Consider the following 25,668-nt stretch of genomic DNA (forward strand, 5'->3'; position numbering starts at 1 on the left):
AGGGCGTGGCCGCCGTGGGTCGAGGCCGTCGCGTCGGTCGCGCTCAGGAGTGCGACAACTGCCCGGTCCCGCCCTGCCTGCGTATCCGCTCCTGAGCGCGCTCCGTCGTCCGTGCCTGTCGCCTGGACTTGCGTCGCTCGCGGCGCAGGGCCCGCGCGGTGCTGCTCGGTGCCGACACCACTCCGTTCCGCTGGTTCCACACCTGTCGCGTCACCCAGACGTCGAGGGCGGCCCAGGTGGCCACGACCGTGCTGCCCACACTGCTGAGAACCATGGGGAAGGCCAGCCAGGAACCCGCGAGGGTGCACAGGAAGGCGGTCACCGCCTGGATCAGCGTCACGGCGATGACGATCACCGCCCGCACGGCCGCCGTGCGCACGGGATCGGGCAGCCGCCGCCTGCGCGCGGGCTCCTCGATCCACAACGGCCGGTAGTGCGCCTGCTCTTCGTACTCTTCCGCCTCTTCCCCGTACCCTCCCGCCGCGATACCTCGCTCGGGGGCACGGCCGTGCCCACCCGTGGCCGCGCTCTGCCCGCCCGCCACGTCGCGCCCGCCCGTCGTCGTCCGATGCCGTTCGACCAACTGACCGCGCTCGTCGGTCGTCCCCTGCCTCTGGTTCAACTGGTCGCGCCTACCCGTCGCCCCGTGCCTCTGGTTCAACTGGTCGCGCTCACCCGCTGTCCCGTGCACCTGGTTCAACTGGTCGCGCCCACCCGCCGCCGCCTGCCACTGCTCCAGTTGCTCGCGTCCGTCTGCCGGAATATCGCGATCCGGTGCCCGAGTGGCTGGTTGAGCCGCCTCGGGCGTCGCCACGCCTGTCCCGGACGCCCCACGCCGCTCCGCCGTGTCCATCAACTCGTCACTCCCCACCGCCCAGCAAGCCCCTCGCACCGGTGTCATGCGACACCGACTCCCCAGTGGGTGCCCGGCTTGCGTTCTTTTACGCCGCCTGGGCGCGGCATGCGGCGCCTGTGGCCGATTCCGCCCCCAATTCCCGTACAGAAAGACGAACAACGTGCCCCGAAGATTCCCAACGAGCGAAAAATTCCGGCCAACTGACCAAGTTCACCACTCCGATCTGTTCCGGTCTCAAGTGCCGGATTCGGGGAGGCAATCTCCCCCAATGAACGGACAACTGCCCATGTCTCGTTCCCATCGCGCGGGGGCTGCGCCCGGACAGCTCTTCGAGTTACCTGTGCGTCAGTAGTAGGCTCACGCCGTTTGTTGACGCACATGTGTACCCCCGGGCCGGAGGGGGTCGAGCTGGGGGAGGCCATGCGCTTTCGCGGGAAGTCCATCCGCCGGAAGATCGTGGCGCTGCTCCTCGTGCCGCTGGTGTCCTTGACCGCGATCTGGGCCTTCGCCACCGTGCTCACGGGGCGTGAGGCCAACCAACTGTTGAACGTGTCCGACATCGTGGAGAAGATCGGCTATCCCACCGAGGACGCCGTCCGGGTCCTTCAGCAGGAACGCCGCCAGACCCTCGTCTATCTGGCTGATCCCCGCGCCTCCGACGGGCTCGCCGCGCTCAAGCGCAGCCGGACCGCCACCGACCGCATCGTGGCGAAGGTCCGCAGGAACTCCAAGGACGAGGACCTACGCGAGGAGATGGGCGGAGGCACCGCGGAGCGCCTCACCTCCATCCTGGACGCCGTCGACGGCATCGACTCGCTGCGCCGCAGCGTCGAGCAGGGCACCGTCAACCGGTCCCAGGCCCTCGACCTCTACAACCGTCTGATCGACCCCTGCTACGTCCTGATGTCCAACCTCCACCTGCTCGACGACGTGGAGATGGACCAGCAGGGGCGCGCCCTCGTCAGCGTCGCCCGCGCTCGCGAACTGCTCTCCCGCGAGGACGCCCTCCTCGGCTCCGCCCTGGTCGCGGGCCGCATCTCCCGCGACGAGATCCGCGACATCTCCGACCTCGTGGCCCAACGCACGCTGCTCTACGACATCAGCCTGCCGCTGCTGCCCTCCTCCGAGCGCGAACGCTTCGAGCGCTACTGGAAGAACGCCGACACCGCGCCGCTGCGTGTGGCCGAGCAGTCCGTCGTCACCTCGGCCGCCGGTACGCCGCGCGGTGTCACCGCGAAGACCTGGGACGACGCGGCCGGACATGTGCTCGAAGAGCTCGGCACGCTCGACGACGGGGCGAGCGACCGCTACCAGAACCGGGTCCGGCCCGTGGCCATGGGCATCATCGTCAAGGCGGTCATCGCGGGCGTCCTCGGCCTCATCGCCGTGCTGGTCTCGCTCGTCATGTCCGTACGCATCGGCCGGAGCCTCATCCGTGACCTGCGCCGACTGCGTCTGGAGGCCCACGAGGCGTCCGGTGTCCGGCTGCCCAGCGTCATGCGTCGCCTCTCCGCCGGCGAACAGGTCGACATCGAGACCGAAGTGCCCCGACTGGAGTACGACAAGAACGAGATCGGCGAAGTCGGGCAGGCCCTCAACACCCTTCAGCGCGCCGCCGTCGAGGCAGCTGTCAAGCAGTCCGAACTGCGTGAAGGCGTCTCCGAGGTCTTCGTCAACCTCGCCCGCCGCAGCCAGGTCCTGCTCCACAAGCAGCTCACCCTGCTCGACACCATGGAGCGCAGGACCGAGGACACCGACGAACTCGCCGACCTGTTCCGTCTCGACCACCTGACCACGCGCATGCGCCGCCACGCCGAAGGCCTGGTCATCCTCTCCGGCGCCGCCCCGTCCCGGCAGTGGCGCAAGCCCGTCCAGCTCATGGACATCGTCCGCGCGGCCGTCGCCGAGGTCGAGGACTACGAGCGAATAGAGGTACGGCGGCTGCCGCGGGTCGCCGTCACCGGGCCCGCGGTCGCCGACCTCACCCACCTCGTGGCCGAACTCCTGGAGAACGCCACGGTGTTCTCACCCCCGCACACGGCCGTCCAGGTCCTCGGCGAGCGGGTCGCCAACGGCTTCACCCTGGAGATCCACGACCGCGGCCTGGGCATGGCCGCCGAGGCGCTCCTCGACGCCAACCTGCGGCTCGCCGAGACCCCCGAGTTCGAACTGTCCGACACCGACCGGCTCGGCCTCTTCGTGGTCAGCCGGCTCGCCCAGCGGCAGAACGTCCGCGTCTCCCTCCAGCCCTCCCCGTACGGCGGCACCACCGCGGTCGTATTCATCCCCGACGCGCTGCTCACCGATGACGTCCCGGACACCAACGGCATCGGCTTCCGCCTGGACCGCACGCCGGCTTCGAAGGAGCGCGATTCCGAGGAGGGCCGCAAGGCGGCGCTCTCCCAGGTGCCGGTGCGGCTCCCGGGCCTGCCCGCCTCGATCCTGGATGGTCCGGTCGAGCTGGAGGCGCCGGTCGACCTGGACACCCTCACCGGTTTCCCGGGCGCGCTCGGCGACGAGGACAGCGAGCGCGGCGGCCTGTTCCGGCCGCGCCGCTCCATCGCCGGTGTGCCAGGCGAGCATGCCGACGAAGGCCGCGACGAGCCCGCCCGCACCGGCAACGACGACCTTCCGGGCGCAGTACCCGTGCCGCTGCCGAGGCGCAGAGCCCCCAAGCTCGTCAGCTCGCACGGCCGTCCGGTGACCCGGACGAGGTCCCGCCGCGAAGACGCGGTGGACAAGGAGCTCACCGAGGACTTCGATTCCCTCCAGAACCTGGAGCCGGTGCAGAACCTGAGGCCGGGGGAGCGCCTCGAGCCCGCGGAGCGCGGCGCGCCCGAGTTCGACGGCGCGAAGGCACTGCCCGCCCGGCGAGGCGAGCGCAGCGATACCTCGGCGCGTGGCGCCGGGCTCGCCGATACCTCGGCGCGTCGCGGCGGCGAGCGTATCGAGGCCCCGGCCCTTCGCGAAGCCTCCGGCCTGCCCAAGCGCACCCGCCGCACCACCGCGCCCGCCGGCGCGGACGAGATCACCCCACGCGTCGGCGCCGCGACGGGAGAGGCGGAATCGGGCGTGGGCCCACTGCCCCGCCGCGTCCGGCAGGCCAATCTGGCCCCGCAGCTGAAGGACGGCCCCGCACGGCGCACCGAGCGGGGCAAGGCCCGCACCGGTACGGGAGCGGACCCCGCCGAGCGTGACGCCGACGAGGTACGCAACCGGATGGCCTCGCTCCAGCGGGGCTGGCAGCGCGGACGCGAGGAGAACGCCGAGGGCGACGAGGCCCAGGACGGCACAGCACGAGGAACGGAAAAGGGGGACGGTCGATGACCGCACCGAAGGCCGCAGGGCCCACCACGACCAGTAAGGCGTCAGGCGAGCTCAACTGGCTGCTCGACGAACTGGTGGACCGCGTCGCCAGCATCCGCAAGGCGATCGTGCTCTCCGGCGACGGCCTGCCCACCGGGGCCTCGAAGGACCTGACCCGGGAGGACAGCGAGCACCTGGCCGCCGTCGCCTCCGGCTTCCACAGCCTCGCCAAGGGCGTCGGCCGCCACTTCGAGGCGGGCAGCGTCCGGCAGACCGTCGTCGAGCTGGACGAGGCCTTCCTCTTCGTCACGGCCGCCGGTGACGGCAGCTGCCTCGCCGTCCTCTCGGACGCCGATTCGGACGTCGGGCAGGTCGCCTACGAAATGACCCTCCTGGTCAAGCGGGTCGGCGTACATCTGGCCGCCACTCCGCGCACCGATCTGCCTTCGGGCGGGTAGTGGGATGGCATGAGCGGAGACGGTCAGGGAACACGCCACTGGTTCGACGACGAGGCCGGACCGGTGGTCCGTCCCTACGCCATGACGCGTGGCCGCACCACCAGCCCGGCCCAGCATCGCCTCGACCTGATCGCGGTGGTCGTCACGGAACCGCACGCCGACGACCCCGAAGCGGACCACACGCTGTCCCCGGAACACGTGGACATCGTCGGACTCTGCCGTGACGCCCCCCAGTCGGTCGCCGAACTCGCCGCCGAACTCGACCTGCCCATCGGAGTGGTACGCGTCCTCATCGGAGACCTCGTGGACGAGGAAATGGTCCATGTGACACGGCCCGTACCCCCTGCCGAGCTACCGGACGAGAGTATTCTGCGCGACGTGATCAACGGCCTCCGGGCGCTCTGAGCTGGGCGGAAGCGGGGAACAGACGTGACAGGCTGGCAGTTCTGGGTCGATCGAGGCGGCACGTTCACCGACATCGTCGCGCGGCGCCCGGACGGCCGCCTGCTCACACACAAGCTGCTGTCCGACAACCCGGCCCGGTATACCGACGCGGCGGTCGCGGGCGTGCGCGAAATCCTCGGTGACGACGGCCGGGAGGCGGCGGGCGCACACATCGAGGCCGTCCGCATGGGAACCACCGTCGCCACCAACGCCCTCCTGGAACGCAAGGGCGAGCGCACCCTCCTCGTCGTCACCCGCGGCTTCCGCGACGCCCTGCGCATCGCCTACCAGAACCGCCCGCGCATCTTCGCCCGGGCGATCGAACTGCCCGAGCTGCTCTACGAGCGCGTCGTCGAGGTCGACGAACGGATCGCCGCCGACGGTACGGTCCTGCGCGCCCCGGACCTCGACACCCTCGCCGGGCAGCTCCAGGAGGCGTACGAGTCCGGGATCCGCGCGGTCGCCGTCGTCTGTATGCACAGCCACCTCCACCCCGCCCATGAACAGGCCGTCGGTGAGCTCGCCGCACGCGTCGGCTTCCCGCAGATCTCGCTCTCCAGTGAGGTCAGCCCGCTGATGAAGCTGGTCCCGCGCGGTGACACAGCCGTCGTCGACGCCTATCTCTCGCCCGTGCTGCGCCGCTACGTCCAGCAGGTCGCCGATGAACTCCAAGGCGTCCGGCTGATGTTCATGCAGTCCAACGGGGGGCTGGCCGAAGCGGGCCAGTTCCGCGGCAAGGACGCCATCCTGTCCGGGCCGGCGGGCGGCATCGTCGGCATGGCCCGGATGTCGCAGCTCGCCGGCTTCGACCGCGTCATCGGTTTCGACATGGGGGGCACCTCCACGGACGTGTCGCACTTCGCCGGCGAGTACGAGCGGGTCTTCACCACGCAGATCGCCGGGGTCCGGCTGCGTTCGCCCATGCTGGACATCCACACCGTCGCCGCGGGCGGCGGCTCGGTGCTGCACTTCGACGGCTCGCGCTATCGGGTGGGCCCCGACTCCGCGGGCGCCGACCCCGGACCCGCCTGCTACCGCGGCGGCGGCCCGCTCACCGTCACCGACGCCAACGTCGCGCTCGGCCGCATCCAACCCGCCCACTTCCCCGCGGTCTTCGGCCCCGACGGCGACCAGCCTCTCGACGACGCACTCGTCCGCGACCGGTTCGCCGCCCTCGCCCGCGAGATCCGCGCCAAGACCGGCGACGACCGCACCCCGGAGCAGGTCGCCGAGGGCTACCTGCAGATCGCCGTCGCCAACATCGCCAACGCTGTCAAACGGATCTCTGTGCAGAAGGGCCACGACGTCACCCGGTACGCGCTGACCACCTTCGGCGGCGCGGGCGGCCAGCACGCGTGCAGGGTCGCCGACTCGCTGGGCATCCGCACCGTCCTCGTCCCGCCGCTGGCCGGAGTGCTCTCCGCCCTCGGCATCGGCCTCGCCGACACGACGGCCATGCGCGAGCAGTCCGTCGAAGCACCCCTGGAAGCCGCCTCGATGCCCGGCATCCTCAAGACCGCAGACGACCTGGAGGGCGCCACCCGCGCCGAACTCCTCGCCGAGGACGTGCCCGAGGAGCGCATCCGGGTCACCCGCCGCGCCCAACTCCGCTATGACGGCACCGACACGGCGCTCACCGTCGAGCTCACCGAGCCCGACACCATGACCCACGCCTTCGAAGAACGCCATCGCGCCACCTACTCCTTCACCCTCGACCGTCCGGTCGTCGTGGAAGCCCTCTCCGTAGAAGCCACCGGTCTCACCGAACCCCCCGATCTCTCCGCGCTCGCCGCCTACGAAGCCGCCCTCGAAGGCAGCCCCGCCGCCCCGGAGACGGTCAGCCTCCACACCGAGGGTGCCTGGCGTGACGTCCCCCTGCACCGCCGCGAGGCACTGCCCCCGGGCGAAACGGTCACCGGACCCGCGATCATCACCGAGGCCGGCTCGACGACCGTCGTCGACGACGGCTGGCGGGCCGCGACGACCGACGACGGGCATCTGGTCATGGAACGCGTGGCGGTTACGCAGAGTTCCGATCTCGGCACGGAAGCGGACCCGGTTCTCCTGGAGGTCTTCAACAACCTCTTCATGTCCATCGCCGAACAGATGGGCGCCCGCCTGGAGTCCACCGCGCAGTCCGTCAACATCAAGGAACGGCTGGACTTCTCCTGCGCCCTCTTCGACCCGGACGGGAACCTGGTGGCCAACGCCCCCCACATCCCAGTCCACTTGGGCTCGATGGGCACGAGCGTGAAGGAGGTCATCCGACGGCGCGGCGACGGCATGCGCCCCGGCGACACCTACGCGGTCAACGACCCGTACCACGGTGGCACCCACCTCCCCGACGTCACCGTGATCACCCCGGTCTTCGACACGGAGCACACGGAGCACACAGAGAACGCGGGACGTGCGGAGAGCACGGCGCACGCGGGGCATGCGGAGAGCACGGGGAATACGGAGGGTGACCGGATCCTCTTCTACGTCGCCTCGCGCGGCCACCACGCCGAGATCGGCGGCATCGCGCCCGGCTCCATGCCCGCGAACAGCCGCACCATCGACGAGGAGGGCATCCTCTTCGACAACTGGCTGCTCGCCGAGAGCGGCCGCTTCCGCGAGGCCGAGACCCTGGCCCTGCTCACCGAGGCGCCCTACCCCTCGCGCAACCCGAAGACCAACCTCGCCGACCTGCGCGCCCAGATCGCCGCCAACAGGAAGGGCGTCGACGAAGTACGCCGCATGATCGAGGACTTCGGGCTCGATGTCGTCCAGGCGTACATGAAGCACGTCCAGGACAACGCCGAAGAAGCCGTGCGCCGTGTCATCGACACCCTTGAAGACGGTGAGTTCGCCTACGAGACCGACTCCGGTGCCGTCATCCGGGTCCGCGTCTCCGTAGACCGCGGAAAACGCTCCGCCACCGTCGACTTCACCGGTACGTCCGCACAGCTCACCACCAACTTCAACGCGCCCTTAGCGGTGGTCAACGCCGCCGTCCTGTACGTCTTCCGCACCCTGGTCGCCGACGACATCCCGCTCAACGACGGCTGTCTGCGCCCCCTCGACATCGTGGTGCCGCCCGGATCCATGCTCGCCCCCGAGTCGCCGGCCGCCGTCGTCGCAGGCAACGTGGAGACATCCCAGGCGATCACCGGCGCCCTGTACGCGGCCCTGAGCGTGCAGGCCGAGGGCTCCGGCACCATGAACAACGTCACCTTCGGCAACGAGCGCTACCAGTACTACGAGACCGTCGCCTCCGGATCGGGCGCGGGCGACGGCTTCCCTGGCGCGCCCGTCGTCCAGACCCACATGACCAACTCGCGGCTCACCGATCCCGAGGTCCTGGAGTGGCGACTGCCGGTCCAGCTCGACGAGTTCGCGGTGCGGCGCGGCAGCGGTGGCGCAGGTCGCTGGCCGGGCGGCGACGGCGCGGTCCGCCGCCTCCGGTTCCACGAGCCGATGACCGTCTCCACGCTCTCCCAGCACCGCCGGGTGCCGCCCTACGGCATGGCGGGCGGCGCACCCGGAGCACTCGGCGCAAACCGGGTGGAGCGCGCGGACGGCACGGTCACCGAACTTGGCGGAAGTGATGCGACGGACGTCGGCCCCGGCGACGTACTCGTCATCGAAACCCCCGGCGGCGGGGGCTACGGCCCACCGTCGCACGACCCCCATCAAGCAGGAGAAGAGATCGATGATCTTCGGGCGTTCTGAGCGCGGCAAGCCCCCGGTCGAGCCCGTCACGCTCAAGATCCTGGTGGCCGGCGGATTCGGCGTGGGCAAGACGACCCTGGTCGGCGCGGTCAGCGAGATCAAGCCGCTGCGCACCGAGGAGGTGCTCACCGAGGCGGGCCGGCCCATCGACGACACCAGCGGTGTGGAGGGCAAGCACACCACGACCGTCGCCATGGACTTCGGCCGCATCACGCTCCGCGAGGACCTGGTGCTCTACCTCTTCGGGACGCCCGGACAGGACCGCTTCTGGTTCCTGTGGGACGAGCTCGCCACCGGTTCGCTCGGTGCGGTCGTGCTCGCCGACACGCGCCGCCTCGAGGACTGCTTCGCCGCCGTCGACTATTTCGAGCGGCGTTCCATACCCTTCGTGGTCGCCGTCAACTGCTTCGAGGACGCGGCCCGTTACCCCGCCGACGACGTCCGTCAGGCCCTCGACCTCGACCCCGGAGTGCCGGTCCTGCTCTGCGACGCACGGGACCGGGAGACGGTCAAGGAGGTCCTCATCGGCGTCGTCCAGCACGCCATGGCCTACGCGGCCGACCGCCGCCAGACCGTCACGACCTGACGCCGGGTACGGCCCGGACGTAGCGGTCGGGACGCATGGGTACGGCCCGGACGTACCGGTCTCGCCACACGGGTACGGCCCGGACGAACCGGTCTCGCCACACGGGAACGGCCCGTACCCCCGCCGACTGGGGTACGAGCCGTGGACCCGGTACGCGCGCGTGGACCGTGAATACACGCACGCGCGCGTAGGACGCGAGAAGAAGAGCTAGCCCACCTCGTCCTCGTGCCAGCCGAAGCTCTTCTCCACCGCCTTGCGCCAGTTCTGGTACTCGCGGTCGCGCACGGAGGCCTCCATGGACGGCGTCCACTCGACGTCCTTCTGCCAGTGCGACTTCAGCTCGTCTAGGTCGTTCCAGACACCGGTCGCGAGCCCGGCCGCGTACGCGGCGCCCAGGCAGGTCGTCTCCGAGACCTTCGGACGGATCACCGGCACACCGAGCACATCCGCCTGGTGCTGCATCAGCAGATTGTTCTTGGTCATGCCGCCGTCCACCTTCAGGGTGGTGATCTGCACCCCGGAGTCCTGGTACATGGCGTCGACGACCTCACGCGTCTGCCAGCTGGTCGCCTCCAGGACCGCGCGGGCCAGGTGTGCCTTCGTGACGTACCGGGTGAGCCCGGTCACGACACCGCGCGCGTCGGAGCGCCAGTACGGGGCGAACAAGCCCGAGAACGCGGGGACGATGTACGCACCGCCGTTGTCGTCGACGCTCGCCGCCAGCGTCTCGATCTCGTCGGCGCTGCGGATGATGCCGAGCTGGTCCCGGAACCACTGGACCAGCGCCCCGGTGATCGCGATCGACCCTTCGAGGCAGTAGACCGGCGCCTCGGTGCCGATCTTGTACCCCATGGTCGTCAGCAGCCCGTTCTTCGAAGGAACGGGCCGGTTACCGGTGTTGAGCAGCAGGAAGCTGCCCGTGCCGTACGTGTTCTTGGCCGTGCCCACGTCGTAGCAGGCCTGCCCGAACACCGCCGCCTGCTGGTCGCCCAGCGCCGATGCGACGGGAACGCCCGAGAGCTGGCCCACGGCGGTGCCGTACACCTCCGCGGAGGACCTGATCTCGGGGAGGACCGCCTCGGGGACGTTCATCGCCGAGAGGATGGACTGGTCCCACTGGAGGGTCTCCAGGTTCATCAGCATCGTGCGGCCGGCGTTGGTCACGTCGGTGACATGCCGCCCGCCGTCCGTGCCGCCCGTCAGGTTCCAGATCAGCCAGGAGTCGATGGTGCCGAAGGCGATCTCGCCGCGTTCGGCACGCGCGCGCAGCCCCGGGACGTTGTCGAGCAGCCAGGCTGCCTTGGGACCCGAGAAGTAGCTGGCCAGTGGCAGTCCGGTCTGCTCGCGGAAGCGGTCCTGTCCGTCCGAGCCGCCGAGCTCGTTGCAGAGCGCGGAGGTACGGGTGTCCTGCCAGACGATCGCGTTGTGCACCGGCTTGCCGGTGGCGCGGTCCCAGAGAACCGTCGTCTCACGCTGGTTGGTGATGCCGAGCGCGCTGACCTGGTCGGCGCGCAGTCCGGCCTTGGCGATCGCGCCGGCGACCACCGCCTGCACCTTCGACCAGATCTCGGTCGCGTCGTGCTCCACCCAGCCCGGCTTCGGGAAGATCTGCCGGTGTTCGCGCTGGTCGACGGCGACGATCGCGCCGTCCTGGTTGAAGATGATGCAGCGGCTCGAGGTGGTGCCCTGGTCGATTGCGGCGACGTACTTCTCGGCATGGTCCGTCATGACGTCCCCTTCGTCAGAAGGCTGCGTTGTAGATCGCGGCCCCGATGGCGGCCCCCGCGATCGGGCCGACCACGGGGATCCAGGAGTAACTCCACTCCGAGGTGCCCTTGTTGGGAATCGGCAGCAGCGCGTGGGTGAGGCGCGGCCCCAGGTCGCGGGCCGGGTTGATGGCGTATCCGGTGGGACCGCCCAGTGAGAGGCCGATGCCGACGACGAGGAGGGAGATGAGCAGGACGGGCAGGCCCGCGTCGCCGATGCCCGCGACGTGCTTGCTCCCGCCGACCAGCCCGAGAATGGGCAGCATGAGGGCGGCGGTGGCGATGATCTCGGTGAGCAGGTTCTGCACGGGGTTGTTGATCTCGGGCCTGGTCGAGAAGATCCCCAGCGTCTCGATGGCCTTGTCCTCTTCGGCGTTGAGGTTGAACTGGCCGAGGTAGAGCAGCCAGCACAGTGTGGCCCCGATGATGGCTCCGGCGAACTGCCCGAGGATGTAGAAGGGCACGTCCTCCCACTTGGTGGAGCCCTCGATCGCGAAACCGATCGTCACCGCCGGGTTGATCTGTCCTCCGGACAGCGGCGCCGCGGTGTACGCGCCGGCGAGCACGCCGAAGCCCCAGCCGAAGGCGATGACCACCCAGCCCGCGCCCTGGGCCTTGGACTTGTCGAGGGTGACGGCGGCACACACCCCGGCGCCGAACAGGATCAGAATCGCTGTGCCGATCAACTCGCCGACAAAGATGTCTCCGTTGCTCATGGCGGCTCCTAGGCCCTCGCCCGGGGATCCCCCGGGCCACCGTGCAGGGTGCGTTTCCCATGGCTACTTCAGCCGAGGGCAGGGAGGTCCCGCGCCCCGCCCGGCGTCCGTGACGAGCGTGCCGTCGCAGCGGAATCGCCCGTGGGGGACGGCCTTGATCGCAGGTCGGAAACTCGACCGGCGCGGTGCCTGGAGACGCCCGAATGCGGCGATGCCGACTGACACCCGGAAGTGTTCACCGGTGCCCAGGGGGCGTCAAGGTCGCGGACCGCAACGGTTCGAAGGCCGCAAACGGGACGCGCGGCGAAGCCCTCGGCGGAGCAGCCCTGCTACCACCGGCCTGCCACCACCGGCCTGGACGACTGTCGGCTCGTCGGACACCCTGGCCCGTCAGCCCGTCAGCCCGTCAGCCCGTCAGCCCGTCAGCCCGTCAGCCCGTCAGCCCGTCAGCCCGTCAGCCCGTCAGCCCGTCAGCCCGTCGGATCCTCGGGCCTTCCTGCCGTCAGCTCCTCACCTCCTCCACGCCCGTCAGGCCTTCGGCCGGGAGTCCCCAAGTCCCTGAGCCCGTCAGTTCGTTGGCTGTGCCGGTCCGCGTCGCCACCGCGGGGGAGCTGTCGGCGGCGTGTCGGCGCGGCGGCCGGTCTGGCCGTTCGGGCCGGTCGGGCCGGTCGGGCGGGCGCGGATTCAGCCGGCCAGCGTCTGCCCGGACGGCTGCGTCGGCGCCCCGCCCGAACCGCGGCGGACCTCAAGCCCCGGGAGACCCGCGCGCCCCAGCACCCAACTCGCCCCGCTCAGGGCCTTCGCGGCCTGCTTGAGGGGCGCCAGGCAGGCGGCCGCCTGGCGGTGGTCGGTCACGCTGCCGGGTGCGCACAACACGGTGGCCAGAGACAGCGTCACGGTTCGTCCGCCCGCCGACCAGGGCGTGTCGAGCACCGAGGTGGCCAGCGGGTCGAGGGTGTCCGGGTCGGCCAGGACCAGGAAGTCGTCCCCGCCGATGTGGCCCACCCGCGTGGCCCCGGACGCCGCGTGCTGCAACGCCCGCCCGACCGCCCGGATCAGCTCGTCCCCGGCCGCGAACCCCGCTCCGTCATTGACCTGCTTGAAGTGGTCGACGTCCAGCCAGCTCAGCGCGAACACCCGGCCGTCGGCGATCCGCCGGTCCACCTCGCCGGTGATCGCGTCCGAGCCCGGCAGTCGGGTCAGCGGATTGAGCCCCGCCGCCTCCTCCACCTGGGTCTCGGCCAGTGCCCGTACGAGGTCCGCCAGCCGTACGACACCCACGCACCGCCCGTAGTGGTCGACGACCGCGACGTCATCGGACGTACGGTCCCGATCCCCGTCCGCGACCACGTCGAGCACCTCCCACGCCGTGGCGTCGACGCCGACCGTACGCGGCGGATCGCCAAGCTTGGCGGCCGGCCGGTCGGCGTACAGCGCATGCCCGTAGCGCCCCGACATCGACAGCAGGAACCGCGACCGGTGCACGGACCGCACCGGGATCCCGGTGGGGTCCACGAGCAGTACCCCGGACACCTCGGGCGAGCCGGTGAGCAGCGCCCGCACCTGGCCCGCGGACGCGGTGGTCGGCAACAGGGCCGCCGGCCGCACGAACTGCCGTACGGACGGCCCCGATCGGGGCGTCGGCGCGACCCCGGGGGAGAGGGCCGGAACGTATACATCCGCCGTGGGCAGCCGGGCCGGCGGCGCGAACAACTCGCCCTGCGCCAACTGCGCGCCCGCCGACACCGCCGCCGCGCACTGCGACTCCGTCTCGACACCCTCGACGGAGAGCAGCGCTCCCAGTTGCTCGCACAACGTCCGCATCGCCCGTACCGCGGCGGGCCGCGTCAGCAGGGACACATCGAGCTTCATCAGTTCCGGCGCGAGGTCCGTGAGCAGCCGCAGGGGTACGTCGCCGTCGCCCACGCCGTCCGCGCAGATCCGGAAGCCCTCGCCGCGCAGCGCGGTCACCGCCTCCAGCAGGGCGTGCTGCGGCACGTGCGTGTACGGCGGTCCGACGTCGACGGTCACCTCCCACGGCAGCCGTCCGGCCTCGTGCACCGCGGCGCGCAGGGCCGCGAGCCCGCCGAGATCGGCCAGGGTTCCGGCGAACACGTTGACGTGCAGGGGCAGCAGGGTTTCCTTGCGGGCCGCCGCCCGGATCGCCAACGCGGCGAGCCGGCCGTCGAGTTCGGGGTCACGGCGGGCCTGCGCCAGAATGTCACCGGCTTCCGGACGGGCGAGTATCTCCAGCGCCGCAACCCCTCCGGTCGTCAGATTGACGATCGGCTGGAAGGCGAAGCGGACAGTATCCGTCCAGGAGGGCACGGCAGCATGATGGCCCCGTCCGCGCACGCCGGGGCGCGATTCATGAGCTGTTCACGCAGCATTCCGAGGTCGTCACACTGGGTACGGGCGACCGAGTCGAGGGGATACGCGGAGGCTGCCGACGCAAGGACACGCGCGGACCGCTGGCAGCTCGGGGACTCGCGCGCACGGCGGCCGACCCGAAGACCCGCGTGGACGGCAGCCGAGACAAGCGCTCGCGCGGACGGCCGCCGAGCCGAGGATTCACGCGGACGGCAGCCGAGCCGAACACCCGCGCGCAGGGCAGCCGGTACCAGCACTCGCGCGAACGGCCGCCGAGCAGGGGACATGCGAACGGCCGTCGAGCAGAGGACAAGCGGACGGCCGTCGAGCCGAGGGATCACGCGAACGGTCGGCGACCCGAAGGCGAGCCGAGGGGTACCGCACCGAGTGCGCCGCGGACGGCGGGCCGGAGTCACCGTACGGCGATGACCGACGACCCGTGCCCGAACAGCCCCTGGTTCGCGGTGATCCCGACCCGGGCCCCCGCGACCTGCCGGTCTCCCGCGCTGCCGCGCAACTGCCACGTGAGCTCGCACACCTGGGCGATGGCCTGCGCCGGAACGGCCTCTCCGAAGGAGGCGAGCCCGCCGCTCACATTCACGGGTATGCGCCCGCCGAGTGTCGTAGCGCCCTCTCTCAGCAGCTTGGCCGCCTCTCCCTCGCCGCACAGGCCCAGATCCTCGTACCACTGCAACTCCAGGGCAGTGGACAGGTCGTACACCTCGGCGAGTGACAGATCCTCGGGGCCGATGCCCGCCTCCTCGTACGCCGCGCGCGCGATCGACGCCCGGAAGGTGTCGACCGCGGGCTCCACCGCGACCGCGGAGTCCGTGGCGATGTCCGGCAGATCGAGCATCGTGTTGGGATAGCGCGGTGTCACCGTGGAGACCGCGCGGATCCGCACCGGATCCGCAACCCCGTGCCGGCGCGCGAACTCCATGCTGGACAGCACGACGGCCGCGCCGCCGTCCGAGGTCGCGCAGATGTCGAGCAGCCGCAGCGGATCGGCGACGACCGCGGACCCGGCGACCTCCTCGGCGGTGACCCTCTTGCGGTAGCGGGCATGAGGATTCAGGGCCCCCAGGGCGGCGTTCTTCACCTTGACCTGCGCGAAGTCCTCCAGCGTGTCCCCGTGCACCGCCATCCGCCGCCGCGCGTACAGCCCGAAGTACGTCGGATTCGTCGCTCCGAGGACGCGGAACCGCAGCCAGTCCGGATCGTCCTGCCGGTCGCCGCCCGCCGGGCGGAAGAAGCCCTTGGGCGCCGCGTCCGCCCCGACGACGAGCACGACGTCCGCGAGGCCCGAAAGGATCTGCGCCCGCGCCGTGTCGAGGGCCTGTGCCCCCGACGCACACGCCGCGTACACGCTGGCGACCCGCGCCCCCTGCCAGCCCAAGGCCTTGGCGAACGTCGCCCCCGCCACATAGCCCGGATAGCCGCCGCGCACGGTGTCCGCGCCCACGATCGAGCCGACGTCCCGCCACTCGACGCCCGCGTCGGCCAACGCCGCCCGGGCCGCCACAACCCCGTACTCGACGAACCCACGCCCCCACTTGCCCCAGGGATGCATGCCCGCGCCGAGCACCGCCACCTCGCCGGTCATGTCGTCACCCCCTTGCGCCTCGTGCCCCTCATGCCCCCACCCCCGTCGGCCGCCAGTGCCACGTCGTCCAGGTCGTCTCCGCGTCCTCGTTCAGCACACCGGGGACGACCTCCACCTCCATGCCCACCGTCAGGTCGGCGACGGTGATCCCGGGAACCGCCTGGCCGAGTACCACGATGCGCTCGGATTCCAGTTCCACAGCGATCAACGCGTAGGGCTCCCACGAGAGTTCCGGATCGGTCACATAGGGTGACGGTGGGCGGTACCGGCTGTCCGTGTACGACCAGACGCGGCCGTGCCGCGACAACGGCACCTCGGCCAGTTCGCCGCTGTGGCAGCCCGGGTTGCGGCAGAAGGCGTCCTCGCGGGGAAAGAAGACCGAGGCGCACGCCGAGCAGCGCGTACCGAGGAGGCGGAAGTCCTCCCCCTCCCTGGTGAACCACCCGGCTACGGCAGGCGTGCGTGTACGCGACAAGGCCCCTCCATGGCACTGAATCTGACGGGACGTCAGAAGTGTGCCACGGGCAACCGGAATTGGGCAGGGCGTCCGGCGAACCGCACAGGCCTTCTGAGCGTCGTTGTACCGCTGGGGACGGCCGGGGCCGACGGGGGTGGCTCCGGCCGTCCCTCCAGTGATCGGATACAGTCCGCGGCGTGTCCGCATCCCCGCATCCGCCCGCCGACTTCGCGCCGGACTCCCACTGTTCGAGCTGTGGCGCACCCTACGGAGAGGGCGTCTCCGGCTGGCCTCGCACCTGCGCCGTCTGCGGCACCGTGGCCTACCGCAACCCGCTGCCGGTCGCGGTGGCGCTGCAGCCCGTGTACGACGCCAGGGGAACCGCACTGGTCGTGATCACCCGGACCATCGCCCCCGCGCGCGGGGGCATCGCTCTGCCCGGAGGGTTCATCGACCACCGCGAGGACTGGCGGCACGCCGTCGTCCGCGAGCTGAAGGAAGAGACCGGCATCGACGTGGCGAGCCGGGAAGTGCGGCTCGCCGACGCGATGAGCTCTCCCGCCGGGCATCTGCTGCTCTTCGGGCTCCTCCCGGAGCGCCCCGCCGCCGAACTGCCGCCCTCCGCCGCCACGGACGAGACGGAGGGCTGGCACCTACTACGCAGGCCGGCCGAACTCGCCTTCCCCTTGCACACCTTGGCGGTACGGGGGTGGTTCGAGGGGCGGTACGTCTGAGAAGGCCATGCACCTGAAAGCGCACTCGGGATCTGTGAAACGTTGCTCGCGATCCGTGCGTCTCAAGGCCCGCTCTCGTAGCGCGCGTTCTTCAAGGTCCGTCTGCTCCAAGGCCGACTCATCTCGTAGCCCCCGTGCTTCGAGACCCGTCTGCTCCACAGCCGGCTCTCGTACGCGTGAGCTGCGAGAACCGTCTTGATGCGGGTGCGCTTCAGGTCCCGTTCGAACCCTCAGCCCTCCATCCGTCAGGAAGCCCCGAGCCCTCGCACCCGCACCGGATACGCCGGCTCGGTGAGGCCGCTGTCGCCCTCCCGCCGCACGACCACGCGCCGCCCCTCCCACCGCGTCACATAGCGTTCGATCTCCGGCTCGTCCCATCCGTCGCCCGCGTCCGGCACGACGAGCCCGCCTCCGCTCCGTCCGCGCGCGGGAGCCCACGCCTCCAACTCCAGACCGCCGTCGGCGCCCCTGACGGGCAGGACGGCGCCCGCGCGGGCCAGCACCGGAATCCGCGACAAGGGGACATCGATCAGCACCTGCGCCGGCCCCTCGTACGCCTCCTCGGTGACCGTGTCGTACCAACGCCCCCGCGGCAGCTGCACCGCACGCCGGGCCGCCCCGTGATCGAGCACCGGTGCCACCAGGAGGCAGTCGCCGAGCAGGAAGGCGTCCTCGCAGTCGCGCAGCGCCCGGTCCTCGGGCGCGCCCCACCACACGGGCCGGACGTACGGTGCGCCCGTCCGGCGCGCCAGATGCGCCAGCGTGACGAAGTAGGGGAGCAGCCGCCTCCGTTCGACGAGCGCCACGCGCGCGTGCTCCAGTACGTCGGCACCGAACTCCCAGGGCTCCCTGCGGCCCGCCCGCAGACTCGCGTGTGTACGGAACAGCGGGAGGTACGCGCCGAGCTGGAACCACCGCAGATACAGCTCGGGCGACGGGCTCCCGTCGAAGCCACCCACGTCGGGCCCCGAGTACGGCACACCGCACAGCCCGAGCCCCATCACCAGGGACAGCGACGCCCGCAACCCGGGCCATCCGGTGGCGACATCCCCGGACCAGGTCCCTCCGTAGCGCTGCATTCCAGCCCACCCGGAGCGGGAGAAGAGGAACGGCCGCTCCTGGGGCGCAAGTTCCCGCAAACCCTCGTAACCGGCCCGGGCCATGGCCAGCGCGTACACGTTGTGCGCCTCGCGATGGTCTCCACCGAGCCCCTCCAGGGAGTGCCGGGCCGAACGCGGCAGCGTCGACTCCCCGAACGCCGTGAACGACGTCGGCTCGTTCATGTCGTGCCAGAACCCGGCGAACCCCTGCGCGAGCCGCTCCTGGTAGAGCCCGCCCCACCAACGCCGCACGCGCGCGTGCGTGAAGTCCGGGTAGACCGACTCCCCGGGCCATACGACACCCTTCACCAGCCGTCCCGACGCGTCCCGTACGAAGGCGTCCTCGGCGAGCCCGCTGTCGTACACCGCGTTGCCCGGCCCGGCCTTGACCGCCGCGTCGACGATCGACACCAGGCGGATGCCGTCGCGGCGCAACTCCTCGGCGAGCTCGGGCAGCTTCGGGAAGTGCTCCCGGTCGACCGTGAACACCTGGTGCGCGTCGTAGTGGTCGATGTCCAGGTGGACCGCGTCCAGCGGTAGAGCGCGTTCCTGGTAGCCCTCGACGATCCGCCGCACCTCCTGCTCACTGCCGAAGCCCCACCGCGCGTGATGGTGCCCCAGCGCCCAGGCGGGCGGCAGCGCGGGCGCCCCGGTGAGCGACGCCCAGGCGTGCAGCACGCGCGCGGGGGTGCCCACCATCACCCAGCAGCGCAGTGGGCCGCCGTCCATCCGCAGCTCGCAGGTGCCTGCCCGGTCATGCCCGGAACCGGCGCCCTCCTCGCCCTCGCGCAACGTCACCGTGCCGTCCCACGAGGTGTCGTGGAACACGAGGTGCGTGGCCGCGTCGGCCACCACCATCTGCACCGGCATGGTGATGTACAGCGGATCGTCGCCGGGCCCGAAGGCCTGTCCGGGATCCGTGTTCCACAGCCGGTACGTCCCGTCGCGCAGCCGAGGGCCCGCCGCGCGACCGCCCAGGCCGAAGAACCGCGCGTCGGCCGCCACTTCGGAGCGCTGCAGCCAGCGGGCTCCGCCGCCGTCGACAGGCTCCCACCAGCGGGGCGGAAGATCACGCCGCAGGATCACGCCACCGGGGGTACGCACCTCGACCGCGCCGTGCCGCGAGACCACGACCGTCACCCGCTCGGCCACGACCCGCCAGCCGCCGTCCTTGTCGGGCTCCAGGACGGCCCGCGGGTCCGGCTCCGGACTGCGACCCGCGAGCGCGTACGACGGCTCCGGACCGGCCCCGTCCCAGCCCCAGAACACCGCTCCGCTGGCCGCGACCGTGATCCTCAGCTCGGATCGCGCGAACCGGACGACTCCGCCACCCGGCTCCGGCTCCACACCGCGCACCGGCCCGGGCACCCGCGCCCGCTCGGCGCCCCGTTGTGGCAACCCGGTGGCATCGGCACGCCTCCTGCGCCACGCGGCCCGAACGGCGCGCAACCCTTGAGTGGCACCCCCCGAACCGACCGCCTTCACCGAACGCACCAGGTCACGACCGTCCATGCTGCTCACCCTGCCATTAGCGACACGCGATGGGTGAGTCGTTCAACTTCCGTTCACCCGTGGTGGCAGCACATCTTCACGCTGCTGACTATGTGTGGCGCACCCTGGTGCTGAAGTCGATCACATGGCATCGTCCGTGTCAGCCGCGTGACGCGCACACCCCAGCTCGTGCGCGACAGACGCACACGACGCGCACAGTCCGGGAGCCGCCCCATGTCCAACCCCTCACCGCTCTGGCAGCCTTCTGAGGAACGCATCGCCCAGGCGCAGATCACGCAGTTCCAGGCCTGGGCGGCCGAGCACCACGGAGCCCCTTCCAGCGGCGGGTACGCGGCTCTGCACCGCTGGTCGGTGGACGAACTGGACACATTCTGGAAAGCCGTCGCCGAGTGGTTCGACGTACGGTTCTCAACCCCCTACGCGCGCGTGCTGGGCGACCGCTCCATGCCCGGCGCCGAGTGGTTCCCCGAGGCGACCCTCAACTACGCCGAGCACGCCTTGCGCGCGGCCGAGACCCGTGCGGACGAACCGGCCCTCCTCCATGTCGACGAGACCCATGAGGCGACCCCGACCAGCTGGTCCGAGCTGCGCCGCCAGGTCGGCTCCCTGGCCGCCGAACTCCGCACCCTCGGCGTCCGCCCGGGCGACCGCGTCAGCGGCTATCTCCCGAACATTCCGCAGGCCGTCGTCGCCCTGCTCGCCACGGCCGCCGTGGGCGGCGTCTGGACCTCCTGTGCCCCCGACTTCGGCGCCCGCAGCGTCCTCGACCGCTTCCGGCAGATCGAACCCGTCGTGCTCTTCACCGTCGACGGCTACCGCTACGGCGGCAAGGAACACGACCGCCGCGACACCGTCGCCGAGCTACGCCGCGAACTGCCGACCCTGCGCGCCGTCGTCCACATCCCGCTCCTCGGCACCGAGGCCCCCGAAGGCGCCCTGGGGTGGTCCGACCTGACCTCGGCGGACGTGGCGCCCGTCTTCGAGCAGGTCCCCTTCGACCACCCCTTGTGGGTGCTCTACTCCTCCGGCACCACCGGCCTCCCCAAGGCCATCGTCCAGTCCCAGGGCGGCATCCTCGTCGAGCACCTCAAGCAGCTCGGCCTGCACTGCGACCTGGGCCCCGAGGACCGCTTCTTCTGGTACACGTCCACGGGCTGGATGATGTGGAACTTCCTCGTCTCCGGCCTGCTCACGGGCACCACGATCGTCCTGTACGACGGCAGCCCCGGCTATCCGGACACGGGCGCCCAGTGGCGCATCGCCGAACGCACCGGGGCGACCCTCTTCGGCACCTCCGCGGCGTACGTCATGGCGTGCCGCAAGGCGGGCGTCCACCCCTCCCGCGACTTCGACCTCGCACGCGTGCAGTGCGTCGCGACCACCGGATCTCCCCTGCCGCCGGACGGCTTCCGCTGGCTGCACGACGAGGTCCGCGACGATCTGTGGATCGCCTCGGTCAGCGGCGGCACCGACGTGTGCTCCTGCTTCGCAGGAGCCGTCCCCACACTCCCGGTGTACATCGGCGAACTCCAGGCTCCCGGCCTCGGCACCGACCTTCAGTCCTGGGACCCCAGTGGAAAGCCCCTCACCGACGAAGTCGGTGAACTCGTGGTCACCAACCCGATGCCCTCCATGCCCATCCGGTTCTGGAACGACCCCGACGGCAGCCGCTACCACGACAGCTACTTCGACACCTATCCCGGAGTGTGGCGCCACGGCGACTGGATCACCCTCACCTCACGCGGCTCCGTCGTCATCCACGGCCGCTCCGACTCCACGCTCAACCGCCAGGGCGTCCGCATGGGCTCGGCCGACATCTACGAAGCCGTCGAACGCCTCCCCGAAATCAAGGAGTCGCTCGTCATCGGCGTCGAACAGCCGGACGGCGGCTACTGGATGCCTCTCTTCGTCCACCTGGCCCCCGGAGCCGTCCTCGACGAGGCCCTTCTGAACCGCATCAAGGGGACCATCCGCGAACAACTCTCCCCGCGCCACGTCCCCGACGAGGTCATCGAGGTCCCCGGCGTGCCCCACACCCTCACGGGCAAGCGCATCGAGGTCCCGGTCAAACGCCTCCTCCAGGGCGCCTCCTTGGACAAGGCGGTCAACATCGGCTCCGTGGACAACGTCGAACTGCTGCGCTTCTACGAGGACCTGGCACGCAAGCGCGCCTGACCACCCCGTACGGCGCAGCGTCGAGCCACTCCCCGTCACCGCTGACGTCATCGCCGGTCCCCTTCGCGGCACCGGCGATGGCACGACCACCGCTGTGACCTGCTTGTTTCGTCGTCACACCGTGCACGATCGCCCGCTCGACCCGGCATTGTCAGTGCCGCTGGTTACTGTGAGTGAGCATTGATCGACCGTGCACAGGGGGAAACATGGCGCACATCCAGCACCAGACCATGCGACGCGTACTGCGCCGCGAAATCGCCGGCACCATCGGCCTGTTGACCGACGAAGAGGACTTCGCGGCCATGCGGCGCTACCGCACCTTCGCCTTCGACGACCACACCACCTACCTCCAGCAGGTGGAATCCCTGCTCAAGGCCCTCGCCGCCCAGGGCAGCCACACCACGGTGGCACTCTTCGACCCCGAGGAGTACGCCGAATTCTGCGCCGAGAGCGGCCTGGAAGCCGACGCCCCGGCCAGCCGCACCCGCTTCACCGCGGAACTGGCCGCCACCGGTCCCACCGTTCCCTACGACGGACAGCCCCTCGACGAACTCGTGCCAGACCTCGTCGACGAGGCCGTCCGCAAGGCCACCTGGGAATACGCCACCACACTCCTGGCCCGTATCGGCAACTGCGCCTCCTGCGGCGAGGACATCGGCCGAGCCTCCTTCGTCCGCGCCTCCCGCCTGCTCACCCGAATCCTCGACACCGCGGGCCGCGGCGACCTGCACCTCGTGTGCAGCGTCTCGACAGCGCCCGAGAAGCTCGTCGCCGTACTCCGTGCCGACGCCGATCCGGAGGGCATCAAGCACCTCGACGAGTCGGAGGCACTCGAGTTCACCACCGTACTGGCGCTCGGTATCGCGACAGGAAGCGCCGGGGGACTGGTCATGCGCACCACCGCCCCCGACACCACGGACCGTGTCTACGGATGGCGGCTGCGCGGAGAGGACCTGGAACCCCTGACGGCCGCGGAAGTCTTCGACGCCTACTGCACCGACGCCGACTCCGGAGACCTCGTCTCACCGGAATCGGGTGTCGACTACTGCGTGCCACCCGACCTCGGACAAGGAGGAGAAGAAGGGACCGGCCACACGCACTGAACGCGCCGGGGGCGCCCCACCAGCAGGTGGAGCGCCCCCGGGCACCAGCCGATCGACGACGTGATCCGACTACTCGCCGGACAACACCGCCTGCGCCGCCGCACGCGCCTCTTCGGCCGTGTCCGTGGCACGCGCGGCCGCGGCCGCACGCTCGCACTGGGCCAGCGTGTACTTGGCGAGCGTCGCCCGGACATAAGGAATGGACGCGGCCCCCATCGACAGGGAGGTGACCCCCAGACCGGTCAGCACACACGCGAGCAGCGGGTCCGACGCGGCCTCACCGCAGACACCACAGCTCTTGCCCTCGGCCTTCGCCGCCTCGGCGGACAGCGCGACCAGGTCGAGCAGCGCGGGCTGCCACGGGTCCTGCAGACGGGACACCGCGCCCACCTGCCGGTCGGCGGCAAAGGTGTACTGCGCGAGGTCGTTGGTCCCCAAAGACAGGAACTCGACCTCCTGCAGGATCGACCGAGCCCGCAGCGCGGCCGACGGAATCTCCACCATCGCGCCGAACTTCGCCTGCAGCCCGGCCGCACGGCACGCGTCGGCGAACGCCTTGGCGTCGGTACGGTCCGCCACCATCGGAGCCATCACTTCGAGGTAGACCGGCAGCCCTTCCGAAGCCTTCGCGAGCGCCGTCAGCTGCGTGCGCAGTACGTCGGGATGGTCGAGCAGCGTGCGAAGACCCCGCACACCCAGTGCCGGGTTCGGCTCGTCGGCGGGAGTCAGGAAGTCGAGCGGCTTGTCCGCGCCCGCGTCGAGCACGCGCACCACGACACGGCCCTCGGGGAACGCCTCAAGGACCTGCCGGTACGCCTCGACCTGCTTCTCCTCGGACGGCGCGTTCTTGCTGTCGTCCAGGAAGAGGAACTCGGTACGGAACAGACCGACGCCCTCGGCACCGGCCTCCACAGCGGCCGGCACGTCCGCGGGACCGCCGACGTTCGCCAGCAGCGGCACCTTGTGACCGTCCGAGGTGGCACCCGGACCCGTCGAAGCCGACAGCGCCGCCCTGCGCTCCGCCGCCGCGGCCTCCAGCTGCGCCTTCTTCTCCGCGCTGGGTTCCACGAAGATCTCGCCGGTGCTGCCGTCCACCGCGATCACCGTGCCTTCGGCGAGCTCACCGGCACCGGGGAGCGCGACCACCGCGGGAACGCCGAGCGCACGCGCGAGGATCGCGCTGTGGCTGGTGGGCCCGCCCTCCTCGGTGACAAAACCGAGCACCAGAGTGGGGTCGAGCAGCGCGGTGTCCGCAGGCGCGAGGTCACGAGCAATAAGGACATACGGCTCGTCGCTGTCCGGGACACCCGGCATGGGCACCCCGAGCAGTCGGGCGACGATACGGTTCCGCACGTCATCGAGGTCGGCCACACGACCGGCGAGGTACTCACCGGCTCCGGCGAGCAGCGCGCGGTATGAGGCGAACGCGTCGTAGACCGCGCGCTCGGCTGTGCTGCCGACCGCGATACGCCGGTCCACATCCGCCATCAGCTCAGGGTCCTGGGCCATCATGGCCTGCGCCTCGAGCACCGCCTGGGCTTCGCCCCCCGCCAGATTGCCGCGCGCAATCAGGTCGGCCGCCACAGCCTCCACGGCCTTGCGGGCACGCCCCTGTTCGCGCTCCGCGTCCTCCGCAGGGATCTGCTTGGCAGGCGGTTCAAGAACCGCCGTTCCCATGTGCCGAACCTCGCCGATCGCCACACCGTGGCTCACGCCGACGCCTCGCAGCGTTGTCTCCATCTCACCGTCTCCGATAGTGCGGCGGGCCCCGCCGCCGCGGTGGTTGTCCAACTCGCCGTCGACTACGGCATCGATGTCACTGCCAGCCGAAAAGGACGTCGCCGGCCTTCACGTCGCCCTCCTCGCGGAGGTTGGAGAGGGAGTCGCCCGTTGCCTCGAGGGCAACGATCGGGCAGACCGGGGACTTGCCGGCCGCCTCGACGGCGGTCGGGTCCCACCGCACGATGGCCTGGCCGCGCGTCACGGTGTCCCCCTTGTTCACGAGCAGCTCGAAGCCCTCGCCGTTGAGCTGCACGGTGTCGATGCCCAGGTGCGTGAGCACGCCATGGCCCTCGCTGTCGACGACGACGAAAGCATGCGGGTGAAGCGAGACAATCACTCCGTCCACGGGGGCGACAGCCTCCGAGGGCTCACGCACGGGATCGATCGCCGTGCCGGGGCCGACCATCGCCCCGGAGAAGACGGGATCCGGTACCGCGGCGATTCCGATCGCGCGTCCTGCAAGAGGGGACGTCACGGTGGTCATGGGAAGCCTCCCAGGGGTGGAGATGTATATGGGCCGTCACTGCCTGTTCCGGACGGCGCACTGTTCAGCAGGGTATGTCATATGAAGTGCCGGTTCCGCATGAGAGGTACCGGTTGACGGCCGTAGAGCACAGCGCAAACGATTTGCGCCCGCTCCCAGCCCCCATGTAGAGTCGTACTCCTGCTTGAGGCCGAGTGACGCGAACCAAGCGTCCTTGCCTGGCAGCACCCAACTTGTTCAGATCCTATCTCGGGGTCTCGTTCTGCATGCCTGCAGGACGGTGGTCAGAGAGACGGAAAAACACTGATAGAGTTTGGAACCGCCGGAAAGGGAAACGCGAAAGCGGAAACCTGGAAAGCGCCGAGGAAATCGGAACCGGAAACGGTCTGATAGAGTCGGAAACGCAAGAACGAAGGGAAGCGCCCGGAGGAAAGCCCGAGAGGGTGAGTACAAAGGAAGCGTCCGTTCCTTGAGAACTCAACAGCGTGCCAAAAATCAACGCCAG

At 70.6% G+C, this 25,668-nt stretch carries 18 protein-coding genes; 8 read left to right on the plus strand and 10 right to left on the minus strand.

What is annotated here, in order from left to right; all coding sequences use genetic code 11:
- Positions 1 to 43: 43 nt before the first annotated feature.
- Complete coding sequence (locus tag ACFVXA_RS25960; RefSeq protein WP_384020602.1) at positions 44 to 622, minus strand: hypothetical protein; 579 nt, start codon at positions 620 to 622, stop codon at positions 44 to 46.
- Between the two features lie 654 nt (positions 623 to 1,276).
- Between ACFVXA_RS25960 and ACFVXA_RS25965 the strand changes: the two genes are divergently transcribed.
- The 5 genes from ACFVXA_RS25965 to ACFVXA_RS25985 are packed head-to-tail and all read left to right on the plus strand — an operon-like array spanning position 1,277 to position 9,361.
- The gene (locus ACFVXA_RS25965) at positions 1,277 to 4,183 is read left to right on the plus strand and encodes a nitrate- and nitrite sensing domain-containing protein (protein WP_390026888.1); all 2,907 of its coding nucleotides are present in this window, start codon (positions 1,277 to 1,279) and stop codon (positions 4,181 to 4,183) included.
- A complete protein-coding gene (locus ACFVXA_RS25970; RefSeq protein ID WP_362025999.1) occupies positions 4,180 to 4,620 on the plus strand; it encodes a roadblock/LC7 domain-containing protein in 441 nt (146 codons plus the stop codon). Before ACFVXA_RS25965 ends, ACFVXA_RS25970 begins: the two co-directional genes overlap by 4 nt.
- A gap of 9 nt (positions 4,621 to 4,629) precedes the next feature.
- Positions 4,630 to 5,025, plus strand: coding sequence for a DUF742 domain-containing protein (locus ACFVXA_RS25975; protein WP_362026002.1), 396 nt, complete (start codon positions 4,630 to 4,632; stop codon positions 5,023 to 5,025).
- A 24-nt stretch (positions 5,026 to 5,049) separates the two neighbouring features.
- The gene (locus ACFVXA_RS25980) at positions 5,050 to 8,775 is read left to right on the plus strand and encodes a hydantoinase B/oxoprolinase family protein (RefSeq protein ID WP_390026872.1); all 3,726 of its coding nucleotides are present in this window, start codon (positions 5,050 to 5,052) and stop codon (positions 8,773 to 8,775) included.
- A complete protein-coding gene (locus ACFVXA_RS25985; protein ID WP_362026008.1) occupies positions 8,756 to 9,361 on the plus strand; it encodes an ATP/GTP-binding protein in 606 nt (201 codons plus the stop codon). The genes ACFVXA_RS25980 and ACFVXA_RS25985 overlap by 20 nt, the downstream gene beginning before the upstream one ends.
- A 207-nt stretch (positions 9,362 to 9,568) precedes the next feature.
- On the opposite strand, the gene glpK is transcribed toward ACFVXA_RS25985, so the two are convergent.
- From glpK to ACFVXA_RS26010, 5 genes are all read right to left on the minus strand, one after another.
- Positions 9,569 to 11,089, minus strand: coding sequence for a glycerol kinase GlpK (glpK, locus tag ACFVXA_RS25990; protein ID WP_384020608.1), 1,521 nt, complete (start codon positions 11,087 to 11,089; stop codon positions 9,569 to 9,571).
- Positions 11,090 to 11,102: 13 nt separating this feature from the next.
- Complete coding sequence (locus ACFVXA_RS25995) at positions 11,103 to 11,843, minus strand: MIP/aquaporin family protein (protein ID WP_384020611.1); 741 nt, start codon at positions 11,841 to 11,843, stop codon at positions 11,103 to 11,105.
- A gap of 684 nt (positions 11,844 to 12,527) precedes the next feature.
- Entirely contained in the window at positions 12,528 to 14,171 is a 1,644-nt protein-coding gene (locus tag ACFVXA_RS26000) for a GGDEF domain-containing protein (protein WP_362026016.1), read from the minus strand.
- A 454-nt stretch (positions 14,172 to 14,625) separates the two neighbouring features.
- Entirely contained in the window at positions 14,626 to 15,816 is a 1,191-nt protein-coding gene (locus tag ACFVXA_RS26005) for a lipid-transfer protein (protein WP_390026874.1), read from the minus strand.
- A 28-nt stretch (positions 15,817 to 15,844) separates the two neighbouring features.
- The gene (locus ACFVXA_RS26010; protein WP_389467680.1) at positions 15,845 to 16,291 is read right to left on the minus strand and encodes a Zn-ribbon domain-containing OB-fold protein; all 447 of its coding nucleotides are present in this window, start codon (positions 16,289 to 16,291) and stop codon (positions 15,845 to 15,847) included.
- A gap of 179 nt (positions 16,292 to 16,470) precedes the next feature.
- Between ACFVXA_RS26010 and ACFVXA_RS26015 the strand changes: the two genes are divergently transcribed.
- Complete coding sequence (locus ACFVXA_RS26015) at positions 16,471 to 17,007, plus strand: NUDIX domain-containing protein (RefSeq protein WP_362026024.1); 537 nt, start codon at positions 16,471 to 16,473, stop codon at positions 17,005 to 17,007.
- Between the two features lie 245 nt (positions 17,008 to 17,252).
- Here ACFVXA_RS26015 and ACFVXA_RS26020 read toward each other — a convergent pair whose 3' ends face one another.
- Positions 17,253 to 19,619, minus strand: a complete 2,367-nt coding sequence (locus ACFVXA_RS26020; protein ID WP_390026877.1) for a TIM-barrel domain-containing protein — start codon at positions 19,617 to 19,619, stop codon at positions 17,253 to 17,255.
- 213 nt (positions 19,620 to 19,832) lie between these two features.
- On the opposite strand from ACFVXA_RS26020, the gene ACFVXA_RS26025 reads away from it, so the two are divergent.
- Positions 19,833 to 21,794 (plus strand): acetoacetate--CoA ligase, encoded by a 1,962-nt coding sequence (locus ACFVXA_RS26025; RefSeq protein WP_390026879.1) that lies wholly within the window; start codon positions 19,833 to 19,835, stop codon positions 21,792 to 21,794.
- 206 nt (positions 21,795 to 22,000) lie between these two features.
- On the plus strand, positions 22,001 to 22,897 hold the full coding sequence (locus ACFVXA_RS26030; RefSeq protein WP_384401916.1) for a hypothetical protein: 897 nt from the start codon (positions 22,001 to 22,003) through the stop codon (positions 22,895 to 22,897).
- Positions 22,898 to 22,966: 69 nt separating this feature from the next.
- On the opposite strand, the gene ptsP is transcribed toward ACFVXA_RS26030, so the two are convergent.
- From ptsP to ACFVXA_RS26045, 3 genes are all read right to left on the minus strand, one after another.
- Positions 22,967 to 24,637 carry a phosphoenolpyruvate--protein phosphotransferase gene (gene ptsP / locus ACFVXA_RS26035; RefSeq protein WP_383909174.1) on the minus strand — a complete coding sequence of 557 codons (1,671 nt, stop codon included), beginning with the start codon at positions 24,635 to 24,637 and terminating at the stop codon, positions 22,967 to 22,969.
- Positions 24,638 to 24,713: 76 nt separating this feature from the next.
- Positions 24,714 to 25,163, minus strand: coding sequence for a PTS glucose transporter subunit IIA (locus ACFVXA_RS26040; RefSeq protein WP_362026038.1), 450 nt, complete (start codon positions 25,161 to 25,163; stop codon positions 24,714 to 24,716).
- Between the two features lie 284 nt (positions 25,164 to 25,447).
- The coding region (locus tag ACFVXA_RS26045; RefSeq protein WP_390026882.1) for a hypothetical protein at positions 25,448 to 25,668 on the minus strand (221 nt) is incomplete at its 5' end.

It is taken from the genome of Streptomyces sp. NPDC058246 (genome assembly GCF_042881985.1).
GTDB lineage: Bacteria > Actinomycetota > Actinomycetes > Streptomycetales > Streptomycetaceae > Streptomyces.